This window comes from Sphingomonas brevis (assembly GCF_023516505.1).
Lineage (GTDB): Bacteria > Pseudomonadota > Alphaproteobacteria > Sphingomonadales > Sphingomonadaceae > Sphingomicrobium > Sphingomicrobium breve.
In genome coordinates this window covers 88,293-106,252 of the sequence record NZ_JAMGBB010000001.1, presented here as the reverse complement: position 1 = coordinate 106,252, position 17,960 = coordinate 88,293, and the positions used below count along the sequence as shown (strand labels likewise).

Sequence of the window (17,960 nt, the reverse complement as noted above, 5' to 3'; positions counted from 1 at the left end):
TGGATTGCTTCCCCCGGCCTACGCTGGGGTCGCAATGACGATCAGCGGCGGCGCTCTGCCCTTTCCACGAGCATGGCCGGGGTCAATAGCTGCGGCAGCTCCTCGGGCTCGGCCTGGCCGGGCTCATACCACAGGTAAAGCGGAACGCCGGCCCTGCCCCGGCTCTCCAGAAAGCGGGTGATGACGGGATCGCCATTGGTCCAGTCGCCGGCAAGCACGATAACGCCCTTGGCCCGCAGCGTCTTGCGCACCTCGGCGCGGTTGATCGCGGCCGCCTCATTGACCTTGCAGGTCAGGCACCAGTCGGCGGTGAAATAGACGAATACCGGGTTGCCGGCGGCTAGATCAGCCTTGACCGTCGCTTCGCTCCAAGCCCCCGAATCCTGCCGCTCACGCTCGGCATCAGCCGCGCGGTGGGTCATGGATGTGCCGAGCGTCCAGATGGCCGCCGCACCTACCACGACCGCCAGCAGGCTCGCGAGATAGCCAGTCTGCTTTTCCTTGCGTTGCAAATAGCCGCCCGTCGCCAGCAGCGCCGCGAACATCGCCGCCGTTCCAAGGCCGATCTCCAGCGCAAAGGCGCCGCCCAGCCGCCACAGGAGCCAGAGGCAACCGATTGCAGTCGCCGCCATTGGAATCGCCAGGAATCGCTGGAACCGTACCATCCACGGCCCCGGCTTTGGCAGCCGGCTGCGCAGCGCCGGGACAAAGGCCAGCAGCAGGAACGGAATCGCGAGCCCAAGACCTAGCGCGGCAAACACCAGCAGCGATCCGGCCGCGGGAAGCAGCAGCGCCGTGCCAAGGGCCGCGCCCAGAAACGGACCCGCGCAGGGCGTCGCGACGAAGGCGGCCAGCGCGCCGGTGCCAAAGCTGGTGCTGGGCAGGGCCGATGCGGCGATGGCCGGCAGCTCGAACAGGCGCAGCAGGTTCATCGTGATCGCAGTGGTCAGCAGGAGGAGAAGTAGGATGGTTCGCGGATCCTGCAGCTGGAAGGCCCAACCGGCCTCGGTTCCAGCGGCCCTGATTGCAAGCAGGCCGAGCCCAAGCGCTCCGGTGCCGATGACCGCGCCCGCGGCATAGCCAAGCGCATCCCGCCGGGCCTCGCGCTCACCGCCGCCGGCCTTGGCGAGATGAAAAGCCTTTAGCGCCAGGATCGGGAAGACGCATGGCATGAGGTTGAGCAATATTCCGCCGAGCAGCGCGCCGAGGATTGCGTAGACGACCGCGCTGGTTCCCGGGCTACCGAGATAGCGGCCATCCGACGGCACTTCGCCCGGCACCGCGTTGATCTGCAGCCCTGTTCCGTCGCCCAGCGCAAGTACGCCCGACAGCCCCCCGGGGTCGCCGCGGCGGCGTTTGAGCTCCGCAATCAGCACATCGCCCTTCCGCCGGAAGCCCTGCGGCGCGGCATAATCGATCGGCCCGTCGTCAGCCGGGAAAAAATAGGGCTGGTCCAGCTCAACGCTGGCCGGCAACGGGATGGCGATCTCAAGCTTGTCCTTGGTGGCTGCAAACCTCGCCGGACTGGCCAGCGGCCGCGGAAGCGCTCGCCGCCACTCGTCGAACCGGGCGCGATCGGTCGCAGGGCCTGCCCCGACCGGAAGGTCGAGCGAGATGGTGCCCCGCTCGGGAACGCAAACCTTGTCGGTACAGGCCAACCACTGCGCGTCGGCCCGAAGCGGCAGCACCCCGCTGGCATCCTTCGGAACGGTCAGCCGGGTCAGCAGCGCATGGTCGCGCTCGTAGACATAGTTGACGATGCCCGCGACCAGCAGCCGATCCGGAACGGGGAACCGCAACGGTCCCAGCCCGGCGCCTTCAGGCAGCTGCCACTTGATTTCCATGGGCAGCCCGGCGTCGCCTGGATTGACCCAATAGCCGTGCCATCCCGGGCTGGTGTGCATGACGATCGCGAGCTCGACCTCGCCTCCGGGAGTTGCGGGGCCTTCCGCGATCAGTTCCGGCCGGATGGCGTTCTCGCGCGGCGCTGGCTGCGCCGCGGCAGGCGACGCAAGCGAGCAAAAGAGGAGCCAAATGATCAACCAAAATCCGTCATTCCCGCGAAATGCCCGGACGGCACCGTGCCCCACACGGTGCCGCATGCCGGGCATGGAACCTAGCGAAACAAAAAATCTGGGTCCCCGCTTCCGCGGGGATGACGAGAATGGGGTCACGTTCGAACCGTTAGCCCGAGCGTTTTCGCTAGTCGAGATTGGGTCTCAACCATTTTGCGGCCTGATCGACTTCGACATCGCGCCGGACGGCATATTCCTCCAGCTGATCCTGCCCGATCCGCGCCACGCCGAAGTAGCTGGAATCGCGATGGGCAAAGTAGAATCCCGACACCGCCGACGTCGGCAGCATCGCGAAATTCTCGGTCAGCGTCACTTCGCCTGGTGCCCCGCCGAGCATTTCGAACAGCACAGGCTTCAGCGAATGGTCCGGACAGGCCGGATAGCCGGGCGCGGGGCGGATACCGTGATATTTCTCGCGGATCAGCTCCTCGTTCGTGAAGTGCTCGTCCGCATAGTCCCACAGCCGGTTGCGGACATGGTGGTGCAATACTTCCGCGAAGCTCTCGGCCAATCGGTCGGCCAGCGCCTTGAGCAAGATGTCGTCATAGTCGTCGACGGTCTGCCTGAATCGCTCGAGATGCGGCTCCAGCCCGTGGATTCCGACCGCGAACCCGCCGATCCAGTCCTCGCCGTCAGGATCGATGAAATCGGCCAGGCACATGTTTGGCCGCCCCTCACGCTTCTTCACCTGCTGGCGGAGGAAGGGAACACGGGTCCAGTCGTTACCGGCAAGGATCAGCACGTCGTCGCCCTCGCGTCGGCAGCGCCACAGCCCGACTGTGCCCTTGGGCGTCACCCAGCGCTCGGCGATGATCTGGTCGAGCATCGCCTGGGCGTCCTTGAACAGGCTCCGCGCGCTTTCCCCGACGACCGGGTCGTCGAGGATGGCCGGATAGGTGCCCGCTAGCTCCCAGGCGCGGAAGAAGGGCGTCCAGTCGATCGAGGCCTTCAAATCCTTCAGCGGCCATTCGCCGAAGTGATGCAGACCCGGATATTGCGGCGGCGGTGCCTTGCCGGTTGGGTCATAGACAAAGCCATTGGCGCGCGCTTCCGCCAAGCTCGCAAGCTCGCTGTGGCCGCGTCCTTCCCTCGCCACTCGGATCTTGTCGTAATCGACCGCGGTCGCGCTGACGAAGGGATCGCGCTGCGTATCCGACACCAGGGACGAAGCCACGCCGACCGCGCGGCTGGCGTCCAGCACATGGATCACCGGCCCATTATAGGCAGGATCGATCCTCAGCGCGGTGTGCGCCTTGCTCGTCGTGGCACCGCCGATCAGCAGCGGCAAGCGCATGTCCGCACGCTGCATTTCGTCGGCGACCGTTACCATCTCGTCCAGCGACGGAGTGATCAGGCCGCTAAGTCCGATCATGTCCGCCTTATTGTCGTTGGCGGCCTGCAAGATCTGTTGCCAGGGTACCATCACGCCGAGGTCGATCACTTCGAAGCCGTTGCACTGCAAGACCACGCCGACGATGTTCTTGCCGATGTCGTGAACGTCGCCCTTGACCGTCGCCATGACGATCCGGCCCTTGCCCTGCGTGGATCCCGACTTTTCCTTCTCCTCCTCAATGAAGGGGATTAGGTGCGCGACCGCCCGCTTCATTACCCGCGCCGACTTCACCACCTGGGGCAGGAACATCTTGCCCGATCCGAACAGGTCGCCGACCACGTTCATGCCGTCCATCAGCGGGCCTTCGATCACTTCGATCGGACGTCCACCGTTCTTGGCGATCTCCAGCCGCGCCTCTTCCGTGTCGGCGACGATATGCTCGTCGATACCTTTGACCAGCGCGTGGCTCAGCCGTTCGCGCACCGGCCAGCCGCGCCACTCCGCGGCCTTCTTCTCTTCCGCTGCGTCGGTACCGCGGAAGCGCTCGGCCAGTGCGATCAGCCGTTCGGTCGAATCGTCGCGCTTGTCGAAGATGACGTCCTCGCACGCTTCGCGCAGCTCGGGGTCGATTTCGTCATAAACGTCCAGCTGCCCGGCATTGACGATGCCCATGTCCATCCCGGCAGGGATTGCGTGATAGAGGAACACGGAGTGCATTGCGCGGCGCACTGGCTCATTGCCGCGAAACGAAAAGCTGAGGTTCGACAGTCCGCCCGAAATATGGGCGTAGGGGCAGCGGATGCGGATCTCCCTGGTGGCCTCGATGAAGTCGATCGCGTAGCGGCGATGCTCGTCGATGCCAGTGGCGATGGCGAAGACATTGGGGTCGAAGATGATGTCTTCGGGTGGGAAGCCGTCGGCGACCAGCAGCTTATAGGCACGCTCGCAAATCTCGACCTTGCGCTGCCTGGTATCGGCCTGCCCCGTCTCGTCGAACGCCATGACGACCACGGCAGCGCCATAGGCTCGTACCTTGCGTGCCGCTTGTAGGAACAGTCCCTCACCTTCCTTGAGGCTGATGGAATTGACGATCGGCTTACCGGAAACGCACTGAAGCCCGGCCTCGATCACGCTCCACTTGCTACTGTCGATCATCACCGGCACTCGGGCAATGTCGGGCTCGGCTGCCAGGCGCTTGAGGAAGGTCGCCATGGCCTTTTCGCCGTCGAGCAGCGCCTCGTCCATGTTGACGTCGATGATCTGCGCCCCGGCCTCGACCTGGTCGCGCGCTACGGTGACGGCGGCGTCATAGTCGCCGGCCAGGACCAGCTTCTTGAACTTGGCCGATCCGGTGACGTTGGTTCGCTCGCCGATGTTGACGAAACGCGCGCCCAGACCGGCGCTGGAGAAGTCATTCACGCCGCCAGCACCATCGGTTCGAGGCCAGAGAGCATCGTGGTGTTCGGTGGGGCGGGTATTGAACGCGGCGCGGCACCCGTGGCCGCCCCTGCGATCGCGGCAATGTGCGCCGGTGTCGTTCCGCAGCAGCCGCCGACTATGTTGACCAGCCCCTCATCAAGCCATTCGCGGACCTGTGCCGCCGTCTCCTCGGCCGCTTCGTCGTAGCAGCCAAGCTCGTTGGGGAGGCCGGCATTGGGATAGGCCATCACCAGCGTCTCCGCACTCCGAGCCAGGGCGGCCAGATGGGGCCTCAGCTGCGCCGCGCCGAACGAGCAATTCAGCCCTATCGTCAATGGCCTGGCATGGCGAACACTGGCCCAGAACCCCTCGACCGTATGCCCGCTGAGGTTGCGGCCGCTAAGATCGGTCAGCGTCATCGAAATCATGATCGGCAGCTCACGGCCGAGCTCCTGCTCCGCCTCAAGCGCCGCCATGATCGCCGCCTTGCAGTTCAGCGTATCGAAAACAGTCTCGATCAGGACGAAGTCGACTCCGCCTTCCACCAGCGCGTCGATCTGCTCCCGATAGACCGCCTTCACTTCGGCGAAGGTCACTTCGCGAAAGCCCGGGTCGTTCACATCGGGTGACAGCGAAAGCGTCTTGTTGGTCGGGCCGATCGCGCCGGCAACCCAGCGCTTGCGGCCGTCCCCGGCACCGTCGATCACCTCACGGATGATCAGTGCCGCGGCGCGATTAATCTCCGGTACGAGTGCTTCCGCGCCATAATCCGACTGGCTGATGCGATTGGCATTGAACGTGTTGGTGGCAAGGATGTCCGCGCCCGACGAGACGAAGCTCTCCGCGATTTTGCGGATGATGGCCGGCTGGGTCAGGTTGAGCAGGTCGTTGTTGCCCTTCTGGTCGTGATTGAGCGCCAGGTCGCCGCGATAGTCAGCCTCCTTCAGCCCTTCGCACTGGATCAGCGTGCCATAGGCGCCGTCCTTGACCAGGATGCGCTCCGCCGCCGCGCTGCGAAACTCGTTCGCGGAACTCATGCGCGCACCCCCAACAAGTGGCAGATGGCATAGGCCAGCTCCGCCCGGTTCAATGTATAGAAATGGAAGTGGCGTACGCCGCCTGCATAGAGCTGGCCGCACAGTTCCCCGGCCACCGTCGCAGCAACCAATTGCCGCGCCTGCGGTAGCTCGTCCAATCCTTCGAACAGCCGGTCCATCCAGTCGGGAATTGCGGCGCCGCACTGGCCGGCGAAGCGGCGCGTCGTCGCGACGTTGGTGACTGGCAAGATGCCCGGCACCACTTCGACGCCGGGCCGAATCTCGGCGAGCTTGTCGCGGAAGCGGAAGAAGCAGTCCGCGGAGAAAAAGAATTGGGTGATCGCGCGGTCGGCTCCGGCGTCGATTTTCCTCAGCAGATTGTCGAGATCGCTTTGCGCGCACTCGGAATCGGGATGAATCTCCGGATAGGCCGCGACCGAGATTTCGAACGGCGCCACGGCCTTGAGGCCAGCAACCAGCGCTGCGGCGTTGGCATAGCCGTCCGGATGCGGCGCATAGCGCTGACCCTGCTCGGGCGGATCGCCGCGCAGCGCGACGATATGCCGCACGCCCGCATCCCAATAGCTGCGGGCTATCGCATCAATCTCATCCCGCGTCGCGCCGACGCAGGTGAGATGCGCGGCCGGGGTGAGGCCGGTCTCCCTCGCAATCCGCTCGACCGTCGTGTGCGTGCGCTCGCGGGTCGAGCCGCCCGCACCGTAGGTCACCGACACGAATCGCGGCTTCAATGGCGCGAGCGTCTCGATCGATCGCCACAGCGTTTCGGCCATTGCATCGGTCTTCGGCGGGAAGAATTCGAAGCTAAGCTGTATGTCGCCGCGCGGTTCGGCGAACAGCGGCGCGTGGGTTTCGATCGCAAGCTGGCTTTGACGGTTCATGCCGCAGCTCGCTCCCGGCCCGAGGCAGCGGCCTTGACCCCCCGCCAGATAATCACAGTCAGTTCACCGCCGCCGAGCCGCTCGGTCCGGTCCAGCTCCAGCCCTGCCGCGGCGAACCAGCCGCGCATCGCGTCGTCGGCAAAACCGAGGCGGAGGTGCGCATCCTGCTCTTTGAGCTCAGCCCGATCGTGCTGGGCGAAATCGATCACCAGCAGCCGCCCGCCAGGGCTAAGTACCCGTGCGGCCTCGGCAATCGCAGCACCAGGCTGCTGCGCATAGTGTAGCACCTGGTGGAGGATGATGCTGTCGACGCTGCGGTCGGTTAGCGGAAGCGCGTTCATGTCGCCCTGGCGCAGGCTGGCGCCCAAAATGCCCGCTTCCTGCAGCTTGACCCGGGCCAGCCTCAGCATTTCCGAGGATCGATCAATCCCGACCGCGCTTCTTGCCTTGGGCGCGAACAGCTCGAGCATCCGACCGGTGCCGGTGCCGATGTCGAGCAAGGCGCCGATCGGCCGGTCCGCCAAAAGGCCGGCAATGGCGCGCTCAATCTCGGCATCGGCGATGTGCAGCGACCGGATGCTGTCCCAGGTCGCGGCATGGGCTTCAAAATAGCGACGGGCAGCTTCGGCGCGGTCGGCGCGAACCGAATCCAGCCGGGCCGCGTCCGCCGCGAACTGCAACTCACCCTCGCTGTCGAAGCCACGGTAAAGATCGAACAGCGGTTCGGTCCGCTCAGGATCCGCCAGCTGCAGGTAAACCCAGCTGCCCTCCTTGCGCCGGCCGATCAGGCCCGAGTCGCTGAGGATTCGAACATGGCGCGAAACGCGCGGCTGGCTCTGCCCGAGCAGTTGTGCCAATTCGCCAACCGACAGCTCCATGGCCCGCAGCAGCGCCAAAATGCGCAGCCGCGTCGGATCGGCCAACGCCTGAAAAAGCGCGGCTAGCTTGAGATCCCGGGTCACGGAATAAGGATATAAGGAAGTCTTTATATCCGTCAATCGGAGATGCCTTTTGAGCAAAGTTTTTGGCCACGACACAAATGACGATTGCGTGACGCGCAAAACCTCAATATTTCCGGCCGCTGGCCTGACGCTTGCGTGAGGCCGAGCCGGAGCAGTTTTCCGAAAGGAAGGCAGCTCCCCATAAGCAAGGAATGGAACGATCATGAAGAAGGTTGCACTGACCGTTGCGGTCCTCGCGCTCGGCCTTGCCGCGTGCGAAACCAAGACCGAGAACGCCGCTGACAACACTGCGGTTGAAAACGCCGTCGAAACCGACGCCAACGCTGCGATGACCGTCGACAACGCGCTCGACGCGGCTGGCAACGCCGTCGAGAACGCCGGCGACGCGGTTGAGAACGCTGGCGATGCGGTCGCGAACGCCGCCGAGAACGCCACCAACTAAGGTGCGGGCTCGCCGTCGCTGACGGCAAAGCGAATAGAAGGGCCGTCCGGCAAGTCCGGGCGGCTCTTTTTTCATATCCGGCCAAAATGCTACCCTGGCCGACATGAAACAGATTCTTGTTGCTTCGGCCCTGCTCCTGACCGCCTGCAACCGTGAGGAGCAGCCGCAGGCGCCGACCGCGGAAGAATCCGATCGGCTGAACGACGCCGAGGCGATGCTCAATGGCCTAGCCAATGAAGAAGGGGCAGCGTCCGAAGACGCCGCCCCTTCCAATCTTCAGCAGTAGGCGACTGGCTTAGAAGTCCATTCCGCCCATTCCGCCCATGCCGCCGCCCATCGGCATTGCCGGCTTGTCCTCGGGCATTTCGCTGACCGCCGCTTCGGTGGTGATCAGCAGACCCGCGACCGACGCAGCGTCCTGGAGCGCGGTGCGGACGACCTTGGTCGGGTCGATCACGCCAGCCTTGACCAGGTCCTCATAGACTTCGGTCTGGGCGTTGAAGCCCAGCTTCTCGTCCTTGCCCTCGAGCAGCTTGCCCGAGATCACCGCGCCGTCATGGCCGGCGTTCTGGGCAATCTGGCGGACCGGCGAATAGAGCGCCTTGCGAACGATATCGATGCCGCGGGTCTGGTCGTCATTGACGCCCTTGAGGCCGTCAAGCGCCTTGGTGGCATAGAGCAGGGCGGTGCCGCCGCCCGGGACGATACCTTCCTCAACCGCGGCGCGGGTCGCGTGGAGCGCGTCATCGACGCGGTCCTTGCGCTCCTTGACCTCAACCTCTGACGCGCCGCCAACCTTGATCACGGCAACGCCGCCGGCAAGCTTGGCAAGACGCTCCTGGAGCTTTTCCCGGTCATAGTCGCTGGTGGTGTTCTCGATCTGCTGGCGGATCGCCTCGGTGCGGGCCTTGATCGCCTCATGCGTGCCGGCGCCGTCGACCAGGGTGGTGTTGTCCTTGTCGATGGTGACGCGCTTGGCGGTGCCGAGCATGCCGACCGTGACATTCTCCAGCTTGATGCCGAGATCCTCGGAAATCATCTCGCCGCCCGTCAGGATCGCGATATCCTCGAGCATCGCCTTGCGGCGATCGCCGAAGCCCGGCGCCTTGACCGCCGCGACCTTGAGGCCACCGCGAAGCTTGTTGACGACGAGCGTGGCCAAAGCCTCGCCCTCGATATCCTCGGCGATGATCAGCAGCGGACGGCCGCTCTGAACAACCGCTTCGAGGATCGGCAGCATCGCCTGCAGGTTCGACAGCTTCTTCTCGTGGATCAGGATGTAGGGATCGGCCAGTTCGACCGACATCTTCTCCGGATTGGTGATGAAGTAAGGCGACAGGTAACCGCGGTCGAACTGCATGCCCTCGACGACGTCGAGTTCAAACTCGAGACCCTTGGCTTCCTCGACGGTGATCACGCCTTCCTTGCCGACCTTCTCCATCGCCTCGGCGATCTTCTCGCCGACGACGGTGTCGCCGTTGGCCGAGATGACGCCGACCTGGCTGATCTCGTTGGAACCCGAAACCGGCTTGGAACGGGCCTTCAGGTCCTCGACGACCTTGCCGACGGCGAGGTCGATGCCGCGCTTGAGGTCCATCGGGTTCATGCCGGCCGCGACCGACTTCATGCCCTCGCGGACGATGGCCTGGGCCAACACGGTTGCGGTGGTGGTGCCGTCACCGGCAATGTCGTTGGTCTTCGAGGCAACCTCGCGCAGCATCTGCGCGCCCATGTTCTCGAACTTGTCCTTGAGCTCGATCTCCTTGGCGACGGTGACGCCGTCCTTGGTGATGCGCGGAGCGCCGAAGCTCTTGTCGATGACGACGTTGCGGCCCTTGGGGCCCAGCGTCACCTTGACGGCGTCGGCGAGGATGTCGACGCCCTTGAGGATGCGCTCGCGCGCGTCCCGGCTAAATTTCACGTCCTTGGCTGCCATTTCAGCAATCCCTTCTTCTCGTCATTCCCGCGAAAGCGGGAACCCAGATTGAATTTGTTTGACTGGGCCCCGGCCTTCGCCGGGGTTGGTCATCGCTGGCTTCAGCCAACAATGCCCAAGATGTCGCTTTCCTTCATGATGATCAGGTCTTCGCCCTCGATCTTCACTTCGGTGCCCGACCATTTGCCGAACAGGATCTTGTCGCCGGCCTTGACGTCCAGCGGGGTCACCTTGCCGTCATCGGCGCGGGCGCCGGTGCCGACGGCAACGACTTCGCCTTCCTGCGGCTTTTCCTTGGCGGTGTCGGGAATGATAATCCCGCCCGCGGTCTTTTCCTCGGCCTCGACCCGGCGGACGAGGACACGGTCATGAAGCGGCCTGAAACCCATGTTGCTTGACCCTTTTGCGTCTACAAATTGAAGTAATGCTTGGCACTCCTACTACAAGAGTGCCAGCGATGGGGCGCATATGGGTCGGGCATTCCTACCCGTCAACACCTGTAGCGACCGGAAATTTCACAAGCGGGTCAGGAGGCGGCATCCCGTGCCGTCTTCGGTCTGGCCTGATGCCGCGATGGTTGGACGCATCGGCGAACTGTTTATCGTGCCGTGGCGCGCCTGATCGCAATTCACTGGCAACGATTCGCTAGAGACGCGATTCCTTCGGTCAGCTCCTGCACGCACGGGAGTGAGGGCGCTGCCGGCATGCCCAAGTCGTTATCAAGCCCGTACGCTGGCAGCGCCCGATCCCCAACTGGTTCCGGTTCCGATTTTCCTACGCTTAAACGGGTTTCTTACCGGAACCGCGTCAGACCGAGGTTATCGCGGCGCGTCCAGCGCCAGACCATCAGCACCGCGACGATCGCCAGTCCGATCGCAAGCCCAGTCCAGATGCCTTGCCCGTTCCAGCCCTGGCTGAAGGCGAGCCATGCACCGATGCCGATGCCGATCGCCCAATAGCCGACGAAGGTGAAGAGCATCGGCACACGCGTGTCGTGAAGGCCGCGCAGCATGCCGGCGCCGACCACCTGCGCCCCATCGGCCACCTGGAAAACGGCGGCGATGGCGAGGAACGACACGCCGAGCCCGATCACCGTCGCATTCTCCGGCGTATCTTCAAGGAAGAGAGTAATGAGCTCGCGCGGGATCGACCAGATCAGGATCGCCATCAGCGCCATGAAGCCGACGCCCAGCACCCAGGCGGTCCAGCCGGCGCGAGTAATTCCGATCGGGTCGCGGCGGCCAAGGAACAGCCCCACCCGCACGGTCGCCGCCTGGCTAAGACCCCAGGGGACCATAAACGACAAGGCCGCGATCTGCAGGGCGACAGCATGCGCCGCGACCGATTCCGCGTTGATCAGGCCCATCAGAAAGGCCGCGGCACTGAACACTCCGCCCTCGAAGCCCATGGCGAGGCCAATAGGGAAGCCGATTTTCCACAATTTGCGGTAACGCGGCCAATCGGCACGCCAGAAACGGCCGAATACATGATAGCGGCGGAATTGCCCGTCCGTCAGGATGACCAGGCCCAGCATCATCGCCAGCAGCGTCCAGACGATCGAGCTTGCCAGCCCCCCGCCGAGGATGCCCAGTGCGGGAAGGCCGAAATGCCCAAAGATCAGCCCATATCCAAGCAGCGCATTGAACAGGATCCCGATCAGGCTGATCGCAAGTACCCAGCCAGGCCGCTCCAGCGCCGAAACGAAGTTGCGCATTGCCTGGAACAGCAGGAACGGCCCCATCGACCACATATAGCCGTGGATGAACGTCTGCGCGTCGTGCGCCAGCGCCGGCTCCTGCCCCAGCGACAGGATGATCGGTTCCGAATGCCACAGGATCAGCCAGATCGGCACCATCACCGTCAGGATCATCCACAGCGACTGGCGGAAGGTGCGGCGGACCTCGCGGACCGAACGTAACTTGGCGCCAAGTGCGGTCGCCATCATCGGCGACGATGCGGTGACCAGTCCCAGGCAGACCAGGCTGAACGCAAACACCAGGTTGATGCCGAGCGCTGAGGCGGCCAGCGGCCGGGCGCCGAGCCAACCCATCAACACCACGTCCGTGGCCTGGATCACGGCCATGGTCAGATTGCTGAGGATCAGCGGCCAGGCGAGTGCCAGCGTGTCGCGAAGCTCGTCGCGCCAGGCATTGCGGGAGGTGGTCGAGGCGATCGTCGCGGCCATGGCAGCCGGTTAGCAGCTTTGCCGTTCCGCGCTACAGCCATCGGTCGAAAATCCTTGGGCCGTCCGATGCTTCTGCTCTAGGCAAGGCGGACAAGAACGGAGTTTGGACAAGATGCGGTTCGTGAAGGCCATCTGGACGCTGCTGGTAGGTATCAAGGACGCGCTCGTCCTCCTGTTCATGCTGATCTTTTTCGGGTTGCTCTATGCGGGGCTATCGGCACGGCCGGTGGCGGTCGGCAAAGGTGTGCTGGCAATGGACCTCGATGGAGTGCTGGTCGAGCAGGCCGAGCGGCCCGATCCCTTCTCGACGATCGCCGGCGCAAGCAACGTCACCCGCGAATTTGAGTTGAGGGACCTCGTCGCCACGCTTGACGCGGCCAAGGATGACGACCGGGTCAAGGCGATCGCGCTCGATCTCGACGGCTTTCTCGGCGGCGGGCAGCCGGCGCTGGCCGCTCTCGGCGAGAAGCTGGACGAAGTGAGGAAAAGTGGGAAGCCGGTCGTCGCCTTCGCCACTGGCTACACCGACGACCGTTACCAGCTTGCAGCCCACGCTTCCGAGGTCTGGCTGCCGCCGATGGGCGCAGTGGCGATGGCCGGCCCCGGCGGCAACAACCTTTATTTCAAGGGTCTGTTCGACAAGCTTGGAGTGACCGCCAACATCTACCGGGTCGGCACCTACAAGTCGGCGGTCGAACCCTTTATGCGGAGCGACATGTCGCCCGAGGCGCGCGAAAATGCGCAGGCGCTCGGCGATGCCCTGCTCGAAACCTGGAAAGAGGATATCGCGCGCACTCGTCCGGCGGCGATGCCGGGCCTCAATCGCCTGTTGGCCGATCCGGTCGCCGTGTCGCAGGCGGCGGGTGGAGATCTGGCCAAGGCTGCGTTGGACCTGAAACTGGTCGACAAGCTGGGCGAGCGGCGGGCCTATGAGGAGCGGCTGGCCCAACTCGGCGGCAAGGACGACGATGGTCCCCATCTCTACCAGCGCATCAAGCTCGCCGATTATGAAAATGAGGCGGTCGACCGCAGCGAAGGTCCGATCGGCGTCGTGACTGTCGCCGGAGAGATCGTCGACGGCAAGGCTGGCCCCGGCCGCGCCGGCGGCGAGACAATCTCCCGAGTGATCGAAAAGGGCCTTGCCCGCGACGATCTGAAAGCGCTGATCGTCCGCATCGACAGCCCTGGCGGCTCCGCGCTAGCTGCCGAACGCATCCGCCAATCGCTACTTGCCGCCAAGGCACGGAAGATTCCGGTGGTCGTCTCGATGGGCAATGTCGCCGCGTCGGGCGGCTATTGGGTCGCGACCCCCGGCGATTATGTGTTCGCCGAGCCGTCGACCATCACCGGGTCGATCGGCGTATTCGGCGTTTTGCCAAGCTTCGAGGGCGCGCTGGCAAAGCTCGGAGTCGGCGCCGACGGCATCAAGACCACGCCGCTGTCGGGCGAACCCGACCTGCTCAAGGGCCCTTCCGATGCGGCCAACGCCCTGATCCAGGCCGGGGTCGAGCAAGTTTATCGCAAGTTCCTGACGATCGTGGCCGAGTCCCGGCACAAGTCGACCGCCGATATCGATCGTATCGCCCAGGGACGGGTATGGGACGGCGGCTCGGCTCGGCAGCTGGGCCTGATCGACGGCTTCGGCGGAATGAACGAAGCGGTGGCCAAAGCGGCTGAGCTGGCCAAGCTTGGCGAGGATGAGCGAGGCCTCACCTACCTCACCGAAGAACCCAGCTTCGCCGATATGCTGTTCGCCGATCTCGCCGGCGACGAAACAAGCGACGATTCCGCGCCGGCCGATGCGCTGGCGACGCTTGGTCCGGCACCGGAAGGCATGTTGGCCCGGGCAATCGCCGAGGTGCGCTCGATCCTCAGCGGACCGACCATCCAGGCACGCTGCCTCGAATGCCCGCCGGTCGTGGCGAGCCAGCGCCTCAGTGCCGAGGATCGCGGCTGGCTGGCGCGCTGGCTAAGCTTTAGTTGACGCTGTTGCCGTTGCCGTTGCGGCGGCGCCTGATGGTCAGCGGCAACAGCACCAGCGCCAGCAAAACGGTCAGCAGCGTCAGCGTCGCGAAGCTCACTACCCACGGGTTGTTAGTGTCTTCGCGGCCCTGCAGGTCCATGATGTGCAGGCCCCACATAAAATCGTAGAAGCGCCACCAGCTGGTGCGCTTGGCGATGATCTCACCTGAGCCGCCATCGACGTAGAAATGGGTGTCGTCGTCCATCGCCACGCGCCAGCCATCCATTGGCCGGCGAAGCTCGAGCGGTGGACGATCGGGATCGACACGCGTGACGTCCCTGACCTTTGCCTTCCCGGTATAGCGAGCCATCAGCTCCCTGGCGGCGTCGACGGCCCCCAGGCGCGGCAGCAGCCGGCCGGTCGCGGGATCCGCAAGGCGCTCCTCGCCGCCTTCGAAGTCGATTTCCCAGCGCGGCCCGTCGGCCCGCGGCTCAAGCGTCATCGCGACGACCGGGCGACCGACGACGTGCGGTGCCACCACCGGTCCGCTGATTTGCATCGGTCCCGGCGGGGAAATCAGTTCCTCGCCACGCACTTCCTCAATCGGTTTGGCGACCATTACCAGTCCCGACACCGTCCAGAACAGCATCGGCAGGCCGACTAGCCACCCCAGCCACACGTGCCAGCGGCGCAGCCTCGTACGAACAGCTCCCATGAATCCCCCCGGTCGTTCACTCGATCCGAAGGTCCACCCGGAATGGCACCCCTGCCCCCGGCGACGAATCAGCGAAGGCGGCTGCTTAGCCGCCCGTCACCCACGCGTCATGATTTTTATATGATTAGGGTTAACCGTTACGCAGCCGGTCTAAATGTGAATCGGCTTGCCCGTCACCGCCATGGCCGCTTCCTTGAGCGCCTCCGAATGGGTCGGGTGGGCGTGGCAGGTATAGGCGATGTCTTCGCTGGTGGCCCCGAACTCCATCGCCTGCGCAGCCTGCGCGATCATCGTGCCCGCGACGCTGGCGATGCACCACACGCCGAGCACCCGGTCGGTCTTGGCATCGGCGACGACCTTCACGAAGCCGTCGGGCTCATGGTTCGTCTTGGCGCGGCTGTTGGCGAGCATCGGGAACTTGCCGACCTTGACCTCGCCCTTTTCCCTGGCCTGTTCCTCGGTCAGCCCGACGCCGGCGATTTCGGGCATGGTGTAGACCACCGACGGGATGACGTCGTGGTTCACGATGCCGGTCAGTCCGGCAATATTCTCGGCGACCGCAATCCCTTCGTCCTCGGCCTTGTGAGCGAGCATCGGGCCGGGGATGACGTCGCCGATAGCCCAGACGCCGGGCACGGACGTGCGGAAGTCATGGTCGGTCTCGATCTGGCCGCGATTGTTGGTAGCGAGACCGATCTTGTCGAGACCAAGCCCTTCGGTGTTGGGCCGGCGGCCGATCGATACCAGCACGCAATCGGCCTCGATCGTTTCCGAAGCGCCGCCCTTGGCCGGTTCGACGGTCAGGGTTGCCTTGCCGCCCTTGACGGTGACGCCGGTGACCTTGGTCCCGAGTTTGAACTCGATCCCCTGCTTTTTCATGATCTTGTTGGCTTCCTTGCGGACCTCGCCGTCGAAGCCGGGCAGGATCTGGTCGAGGAATTCGACGCAGGTGACCTTTGCGCCAAGTCGGCGCCAGACCGAGCCAAGCTCCAGCCCGATCACGCCGCCGCCGATCACCACCATATGATCCGGCACCTTGGCCAATTCGAGCGCGCCGGTGCTGTCGACCACCACTTTCTGGTCGATCTCGACGCCCGGCAGCGGGGTCACCGACGATCCGGTGGCGATGACGATATTCCTGGCGGTGACGGTGCGGTCGCCGACCTTGACGCTGTTCGGACCGGTGAAGGTGCCATAGCCCTTCAGCCATTCGATCTTGTTCTTCTTGAACAGGAACTCGATGCCGCCGGTGAGGCCCTTGACCGCGTCCTTGCGCTGGCCGTGCATCGTGTCGAGGTCCAATTCCGGCTTCACCTTGATGCCGAGCTTGGCGAAGGAGCCATTTGCCGCGGCGTCATAATATTCCGACGCGTGAAGCATGGCCTTGGACGGAATGCAGCCGACGTTGAGGCAGGTGCCTCCAAGCGTTTCGCGCCCTTCGGCGCAGGCGGTCTTGAGGCCGAGCTGCGCGGCGCGGATCGCCGCGACATAGCCGCCGGGACCGGAGCCGATCACCAGCACGTCATAATCGAAATCAGCCATTCCAATTCCCTTTATCGTCATGCCAGCGAAGGCTGGCATCCATGCCGTCGACATGGGCCCCAGCCTTCGCTGGGGCGACGCCCGATAGTTGAATTGGCGGCGACATAGGCAAGGTCACCGATTTTATCCACCCCGGCCCATCTGACAGCCTAGAGGTCGATCAGCAGCCTTGTCGGGTCCTCGATCGCTTCCTTGACGCGGACGAGGAAGGTCACCGCCTCGCGACCGTCGATCAGGCGATGGTCGTAGCTCAAAGCCAGGTACATCATCGGCCGGGCGACAATCTGGCCGTCGCGGACCACCGGGCGCTCCTCGATCCGGTGCATGCCGAGCACCGCCGACTGCGGCGGGTTGATGATCGGGCTCGACAGCAAGGATCCGAATACGCCGCCGTTGGAAATGGTGAAGGTGCCGCCCTTCATGTCATCGGCGGTCAAAGTGCCGTCCTTGGCCTTCTTGCCATAGGCGGCGATCGCTTTCTCGATCTCGGCGAAACTGAGCTTGTCGGCATCGCGGATGACCGGGACGACCAGGCCTTTCGGCGCCGACACCGCGACCGACACGTCGAGGAAGTCGGAATAGACGATCTCGTCGCCTTCGATCCGGGCATTGACCGACGGCACGTCGCGCGCGGCCAGCGCCACCGCCTTCACGAAGAAGCCCATGAAGCCCAGCCGGATGCCGTGCTTCTTCTCGAACAAATCCTTGTAGCGGGCGCGGGCGTCGATCACCGCCGTCATGTCGACGTCGTTATAGGTGGTGAGCAGCGCGGCGGTGTTCTGGGCGTCCTTGAGCCGGGTAGCGATCGTCTGGCGCAAGCGCGTCATCTTGATCCGCTCTTCGTGGCGCTCGCCGCTTGCCGCCCTGACCGGTTGGGGAGCCGGTGCCGGAGCAACCGCAGGAGCCTTCACTTCCGGCTCATGGACCGGAGCCGGCGAATCGTCCTTTGCCTTTGCTGCCGCCAGCACATCGTCCTTGGTCAGCCGGCCGTCCTTGCCAGTGCCCTGGATCTTCGACGGATCGACATGGAGTTCCAGCACCGCACGGCGCACCGCCGGCGAAAGCGTCAGGTCGGCATGGTCGGCCGGGGCCGCGGCATGATCCTCTCGAAGCGCCGGATTTTCGCCCGCGCCGACCGGATTGACCTGTGCACCGGCGACTTGCGTCTGGCCCTGGCCTGTCGCGGGTGCAGCCGGCGCAGCAGCTTCCCCCGCCGCACCGATCCGGGCAATCACCGCGCCGACTTCGACCGTGTCGCCTTCCTTGAACAATTGCTCGCTCATCGTGCCGGCAACCGGCGACGGCACCTCGACCGACACCTTGTCCGTCTCCAGGCTGGCGATCGGCTCATCCGCGGCAACCGCTTCGCCAGGCTGCTTGAGCCATTGGGCGAGCGTCCCTTCGGTGATTGATTCGCCCAGTGCTGGGACCTTCACATCGGTGGCCATGGGT

At 64.5% G+C, this 17,960-nt stretch carries 14 protein-coding genes; 3 read left to right on the top strand and 11 right to left on the bottom strand.

Going from position 1 to position 17,960, the window contains the following annotated elements; translation table 11 throughout:
- Positions 1-41 precede the first annotated feature (41 nt).
- The 5 genes from LZ518_RS00535 to LZ518_RS00515 all read right to left on the bottom strand — a co-directional run bounded on the left by LZ518_RS00535 (position 42) and on the right by LZ518_RS00515 (position 7,725).
- Entirely contained in the window at positions 42-2,042 is a 2,001-nt protein-coding gene (locus tag LZ518_RS00535) for a protein-disulfide reductase DsbD family protein (protein ID WP_249914113.1), read from the bottom strand.
- 160 nt (positions 2,043-2,202) lie between these two features.
- Positions 2,203-4,827: a methionine synthase gene (metH, locus tag LZ518_RS00530; RefSeq protein ID WP_249914112.1), complete on the bottom strand. Its 2,625-nt coding sequence runs from the start codon at positions 4,825-4,827 to the stop codon at positions 2,203-2,205.
- A complete protein-coding gene (locus LZ518_RS00525; protein ID WP_249914111.1) occupies positions 4,824-5,864 on the bottom strand; it encodes a homocysteine S-methyltransferase family protein in 1,041 nt (346 codons plus the stop codon). The genes metH and LZ518_RS00525 overlap by 4 nt, the downstream gene beginning before the upstream one ends.
- Positions 5,861-6,763: a methylenetetrahydrofolate reductase [NAD(P)H] gene (gene metF, locus LZ518_RS00520; RefSeq protein ID WP_249914110.1), complete on the bottom strand. Its 903-nt coding sequence runs from the start codon at positions 6,761-6,763 to the stop codon at positions 5,861-5,863. The genes LZ518_RS00525 and metF overlap by 4 nt, the downstream gene beginning before the upstream one ends.
- Positions 6,760-7,725 (bottom strand): ArsR/SmtB family transcription factor, encoded by a 966-nt coding sequence (locus tag LZ518_RS00515; protein WP_249914109.1) that lies wholly within the window; start codon positions 7,723-7,725, stop codon positions 6,760-6,762. Before LZ518_RS00515 ends, metF begins: the two co-directional genes overlap by 4 nt.
- A gap of 202 nt (positions 7,726-7,927) precedes the next feature.
- On the opposite strand from LZ518_RS00515, the gene LZ518_RS00510 reads away from it, so the two are divergent.
- Positions 7,928-8,167, top strand: coding sequence for a circumsporozoite protein (locus LZ518_RS00510; RefSeq protein WP_283938139.1), 240 nt, complete (start codon positions 7,928-7,930; stop codon positions 8,165-8,167).
- A gap of 103 nt (positions 8,168-8,270) precedes the next feature.
- On the top strand, positions 8,271-8,453 hold the full coding sequence (locus LZ518_RS00505; protein ID WP_249914108.1) for a hypothetical protein: 183 nt from the start codon (positions 8,271-8,273) through the stop codon (positions 8,451-8,453).
- A gap of 9 nt (positions 8,454-8,462) precedes the next feature.
- Here the strand turns inward: LZ518_RS00505 and groL are convergent, their stop codons facing one another.
- The 3 genes from groL to LZ518_RS00490 form a co-directional block, all read right to left on the bottom strand.
- The gene (groL, locus tag LZ518_RS00500) at positions 8,463-10,103 is read right to left on the bottom strand and encodes a chaperonin GroEL (protein WP_249914107.1); all 1,641 of its coding nucleotides are present in this window, start codon (positions 10,101-10,103) and stop codon (positions 8,463-8,465) included.
- A gap of 101 nt (positions 10,104-10,204) precedes the next feature.
- Positions 10,205-10,492, bottom strand: a complete 288-nt coding sequence (groES, locus tag LZ518_RS00495) for a co-chaperone GroES (RefSeq protein WP_249914106.1) — start codon at positions 10,490-10,492, stop codon at positions 10,205-10,207.
- Between the two features lie 404 nt (positions 10,493-10,896).
- Positions 10,897-12,288 carry an MATE family efflux transporter gene (locus tag LZ518_RS00490; RefSeq protein WP_249914105.1) on the bottom strand — a complete coding sequence of 464 codons (1,392 nt, stop codon included), beginning with the start codon at positions 12,286-12,288 and terminating at the stop codon, positions 10,897-10,899.
- A gap of 112 nt (positions 12,289-12,400) precedes the next feature.
- On the opposite strand from LZ518_RS00490, the gene sppA reads away from it, so the two are divergent.
- Complete coding sequence (gene sppA, locus LZ518_RS00485) at positions 12,401-14,272, top strand: signal peptide peptidase SppA (RefSeq protein WP_249914104.1); 1,872 nt, start codon at positions 12,401-12,403, stop codon at positions 14,270-14,272.
- On the opposite strand, the gene LZ518_RS00480 is transcribed toward sppA, so the two are convergent.
- From LZ518_RS00480 to odhB, 3 genes are all read right to left on the bottom strand, one after another.
- Entirely contained in the window at positions 14,265-14,966 is a 702-nt protein-coding gene (locus tag LZ518_RS00480; protein ID WP_249914103.1) for a PepSY domain-containing protein, read from the bottom strand. The genes sppA and LZ518_RS00480 overlap by 8 nt on opposite strands.
- Before the next feature lie 150 nt (positions 14,967-15,116).
- On the bottom strand, positions 15,117-16,508 hold the full coding sequence (gene lpdA, locus LZ518_RS00475; protein WP_249914102.1) for a dihydrolipoyl dehydrogenase: 1,392 nt from the start codon (positions 16,506-16,508) through the stop codon (positions 15,117-15,119).
- A 149-nt stretch (positions 16,509-16,657) separates the two neighbouring features.
- Positions 16,658-17,956, bottom strand: coding sequence for a 2-oxoglutarate dehydrogenase complex dihydrolipoyllysine-residue succinyltransferase (gene odhB / locus LZ518_RS00470; RefSeq protein ID WP_249914101.1), 1,299 nt, complete (start codon positions 17,954-17,956; stop codon positions 16,658-16,660).
- Positions 17,957-17,960: the final 4 nt, after the last annotated feature.

Bases quoted from the DNA above. Each gene is read 5' to 3' on its own strand.
- LZ518_RS00525 (WP_249914111.1), bottom strand. From the start codon at position 5,864: ATGAGTTCCGCGAACGAGTTTCGCAGCGCGGCGGCGGAGCGCATCCTG.
- metF (WP_249914110.1), bottom strand. From the start codon at position 6,763: ATGAACCGTCAAAGCCAGCTTGCGATCGAAACCCACGCGCCGCTGTTC.
- LZ518_RS00510 (WP_283938139.1), top strand. From the start codon at position 7,928: ATGAAGAAGGTTGCACTGACCGTTGCGGTCCTCGCGCTCGGCCTTGCC.
- LZ518_RS00505 (WP_249914108.1), top strand. From the start codon at position 8,271: ATGAAACAGATTCTTGTTGCTTCGGCCCTGCTCCTGACCGCCTGCAAC.
- groL (WP_249914107.1), bottom strand. From the start codon at position 10,103: ATGGCAGCCAAGGACGTGAAATTTAGCCGGGACGCGCGCGAGCGCATC.
- groES (WP_249914106.1), bottom strand. From the start codon at position 10,492: ATGGGTTTCAGGCCGCTTCATGACCGTGTCCTCGTCCGCCGGGTCGAG.
- LZ518_RS00490 (WP_249914105.1), bottom strand. From the start codon at position 12,288: ATGGCCGCGACGATCGCCTCGACCACCTCCCGCAATGCCTGGCGCGAC.
- sppA (WP_249914104.1), top strand. From the start codon at position 12,401: ATGCGGTTCGTGAAGGCCATCTGGACGCTGCTGGTAGGTATCAAGGAC.
- LZ518_RS00480 (WP_249914103.1), bottom strand. From the start codon at position 14,966: ATGGGAGCTGTTCGTACGAGGCTGCGCCGCTGGCACGTGTGGCTGGGG.
- lpdA (WP_249914102.1), bottom strand. From the start codon at position 16,508: ATGGCTGATTTCGATTATGACGTGCTGGTGATCGGCTCCGGTCCCGGC.
- odhB (WP_249914101.1), bottom strand. From the start codon at position 17,956: ATGGCCACCGATGTGAAGGTCCCAGCACTGGGCGAATCAATCACCGAA.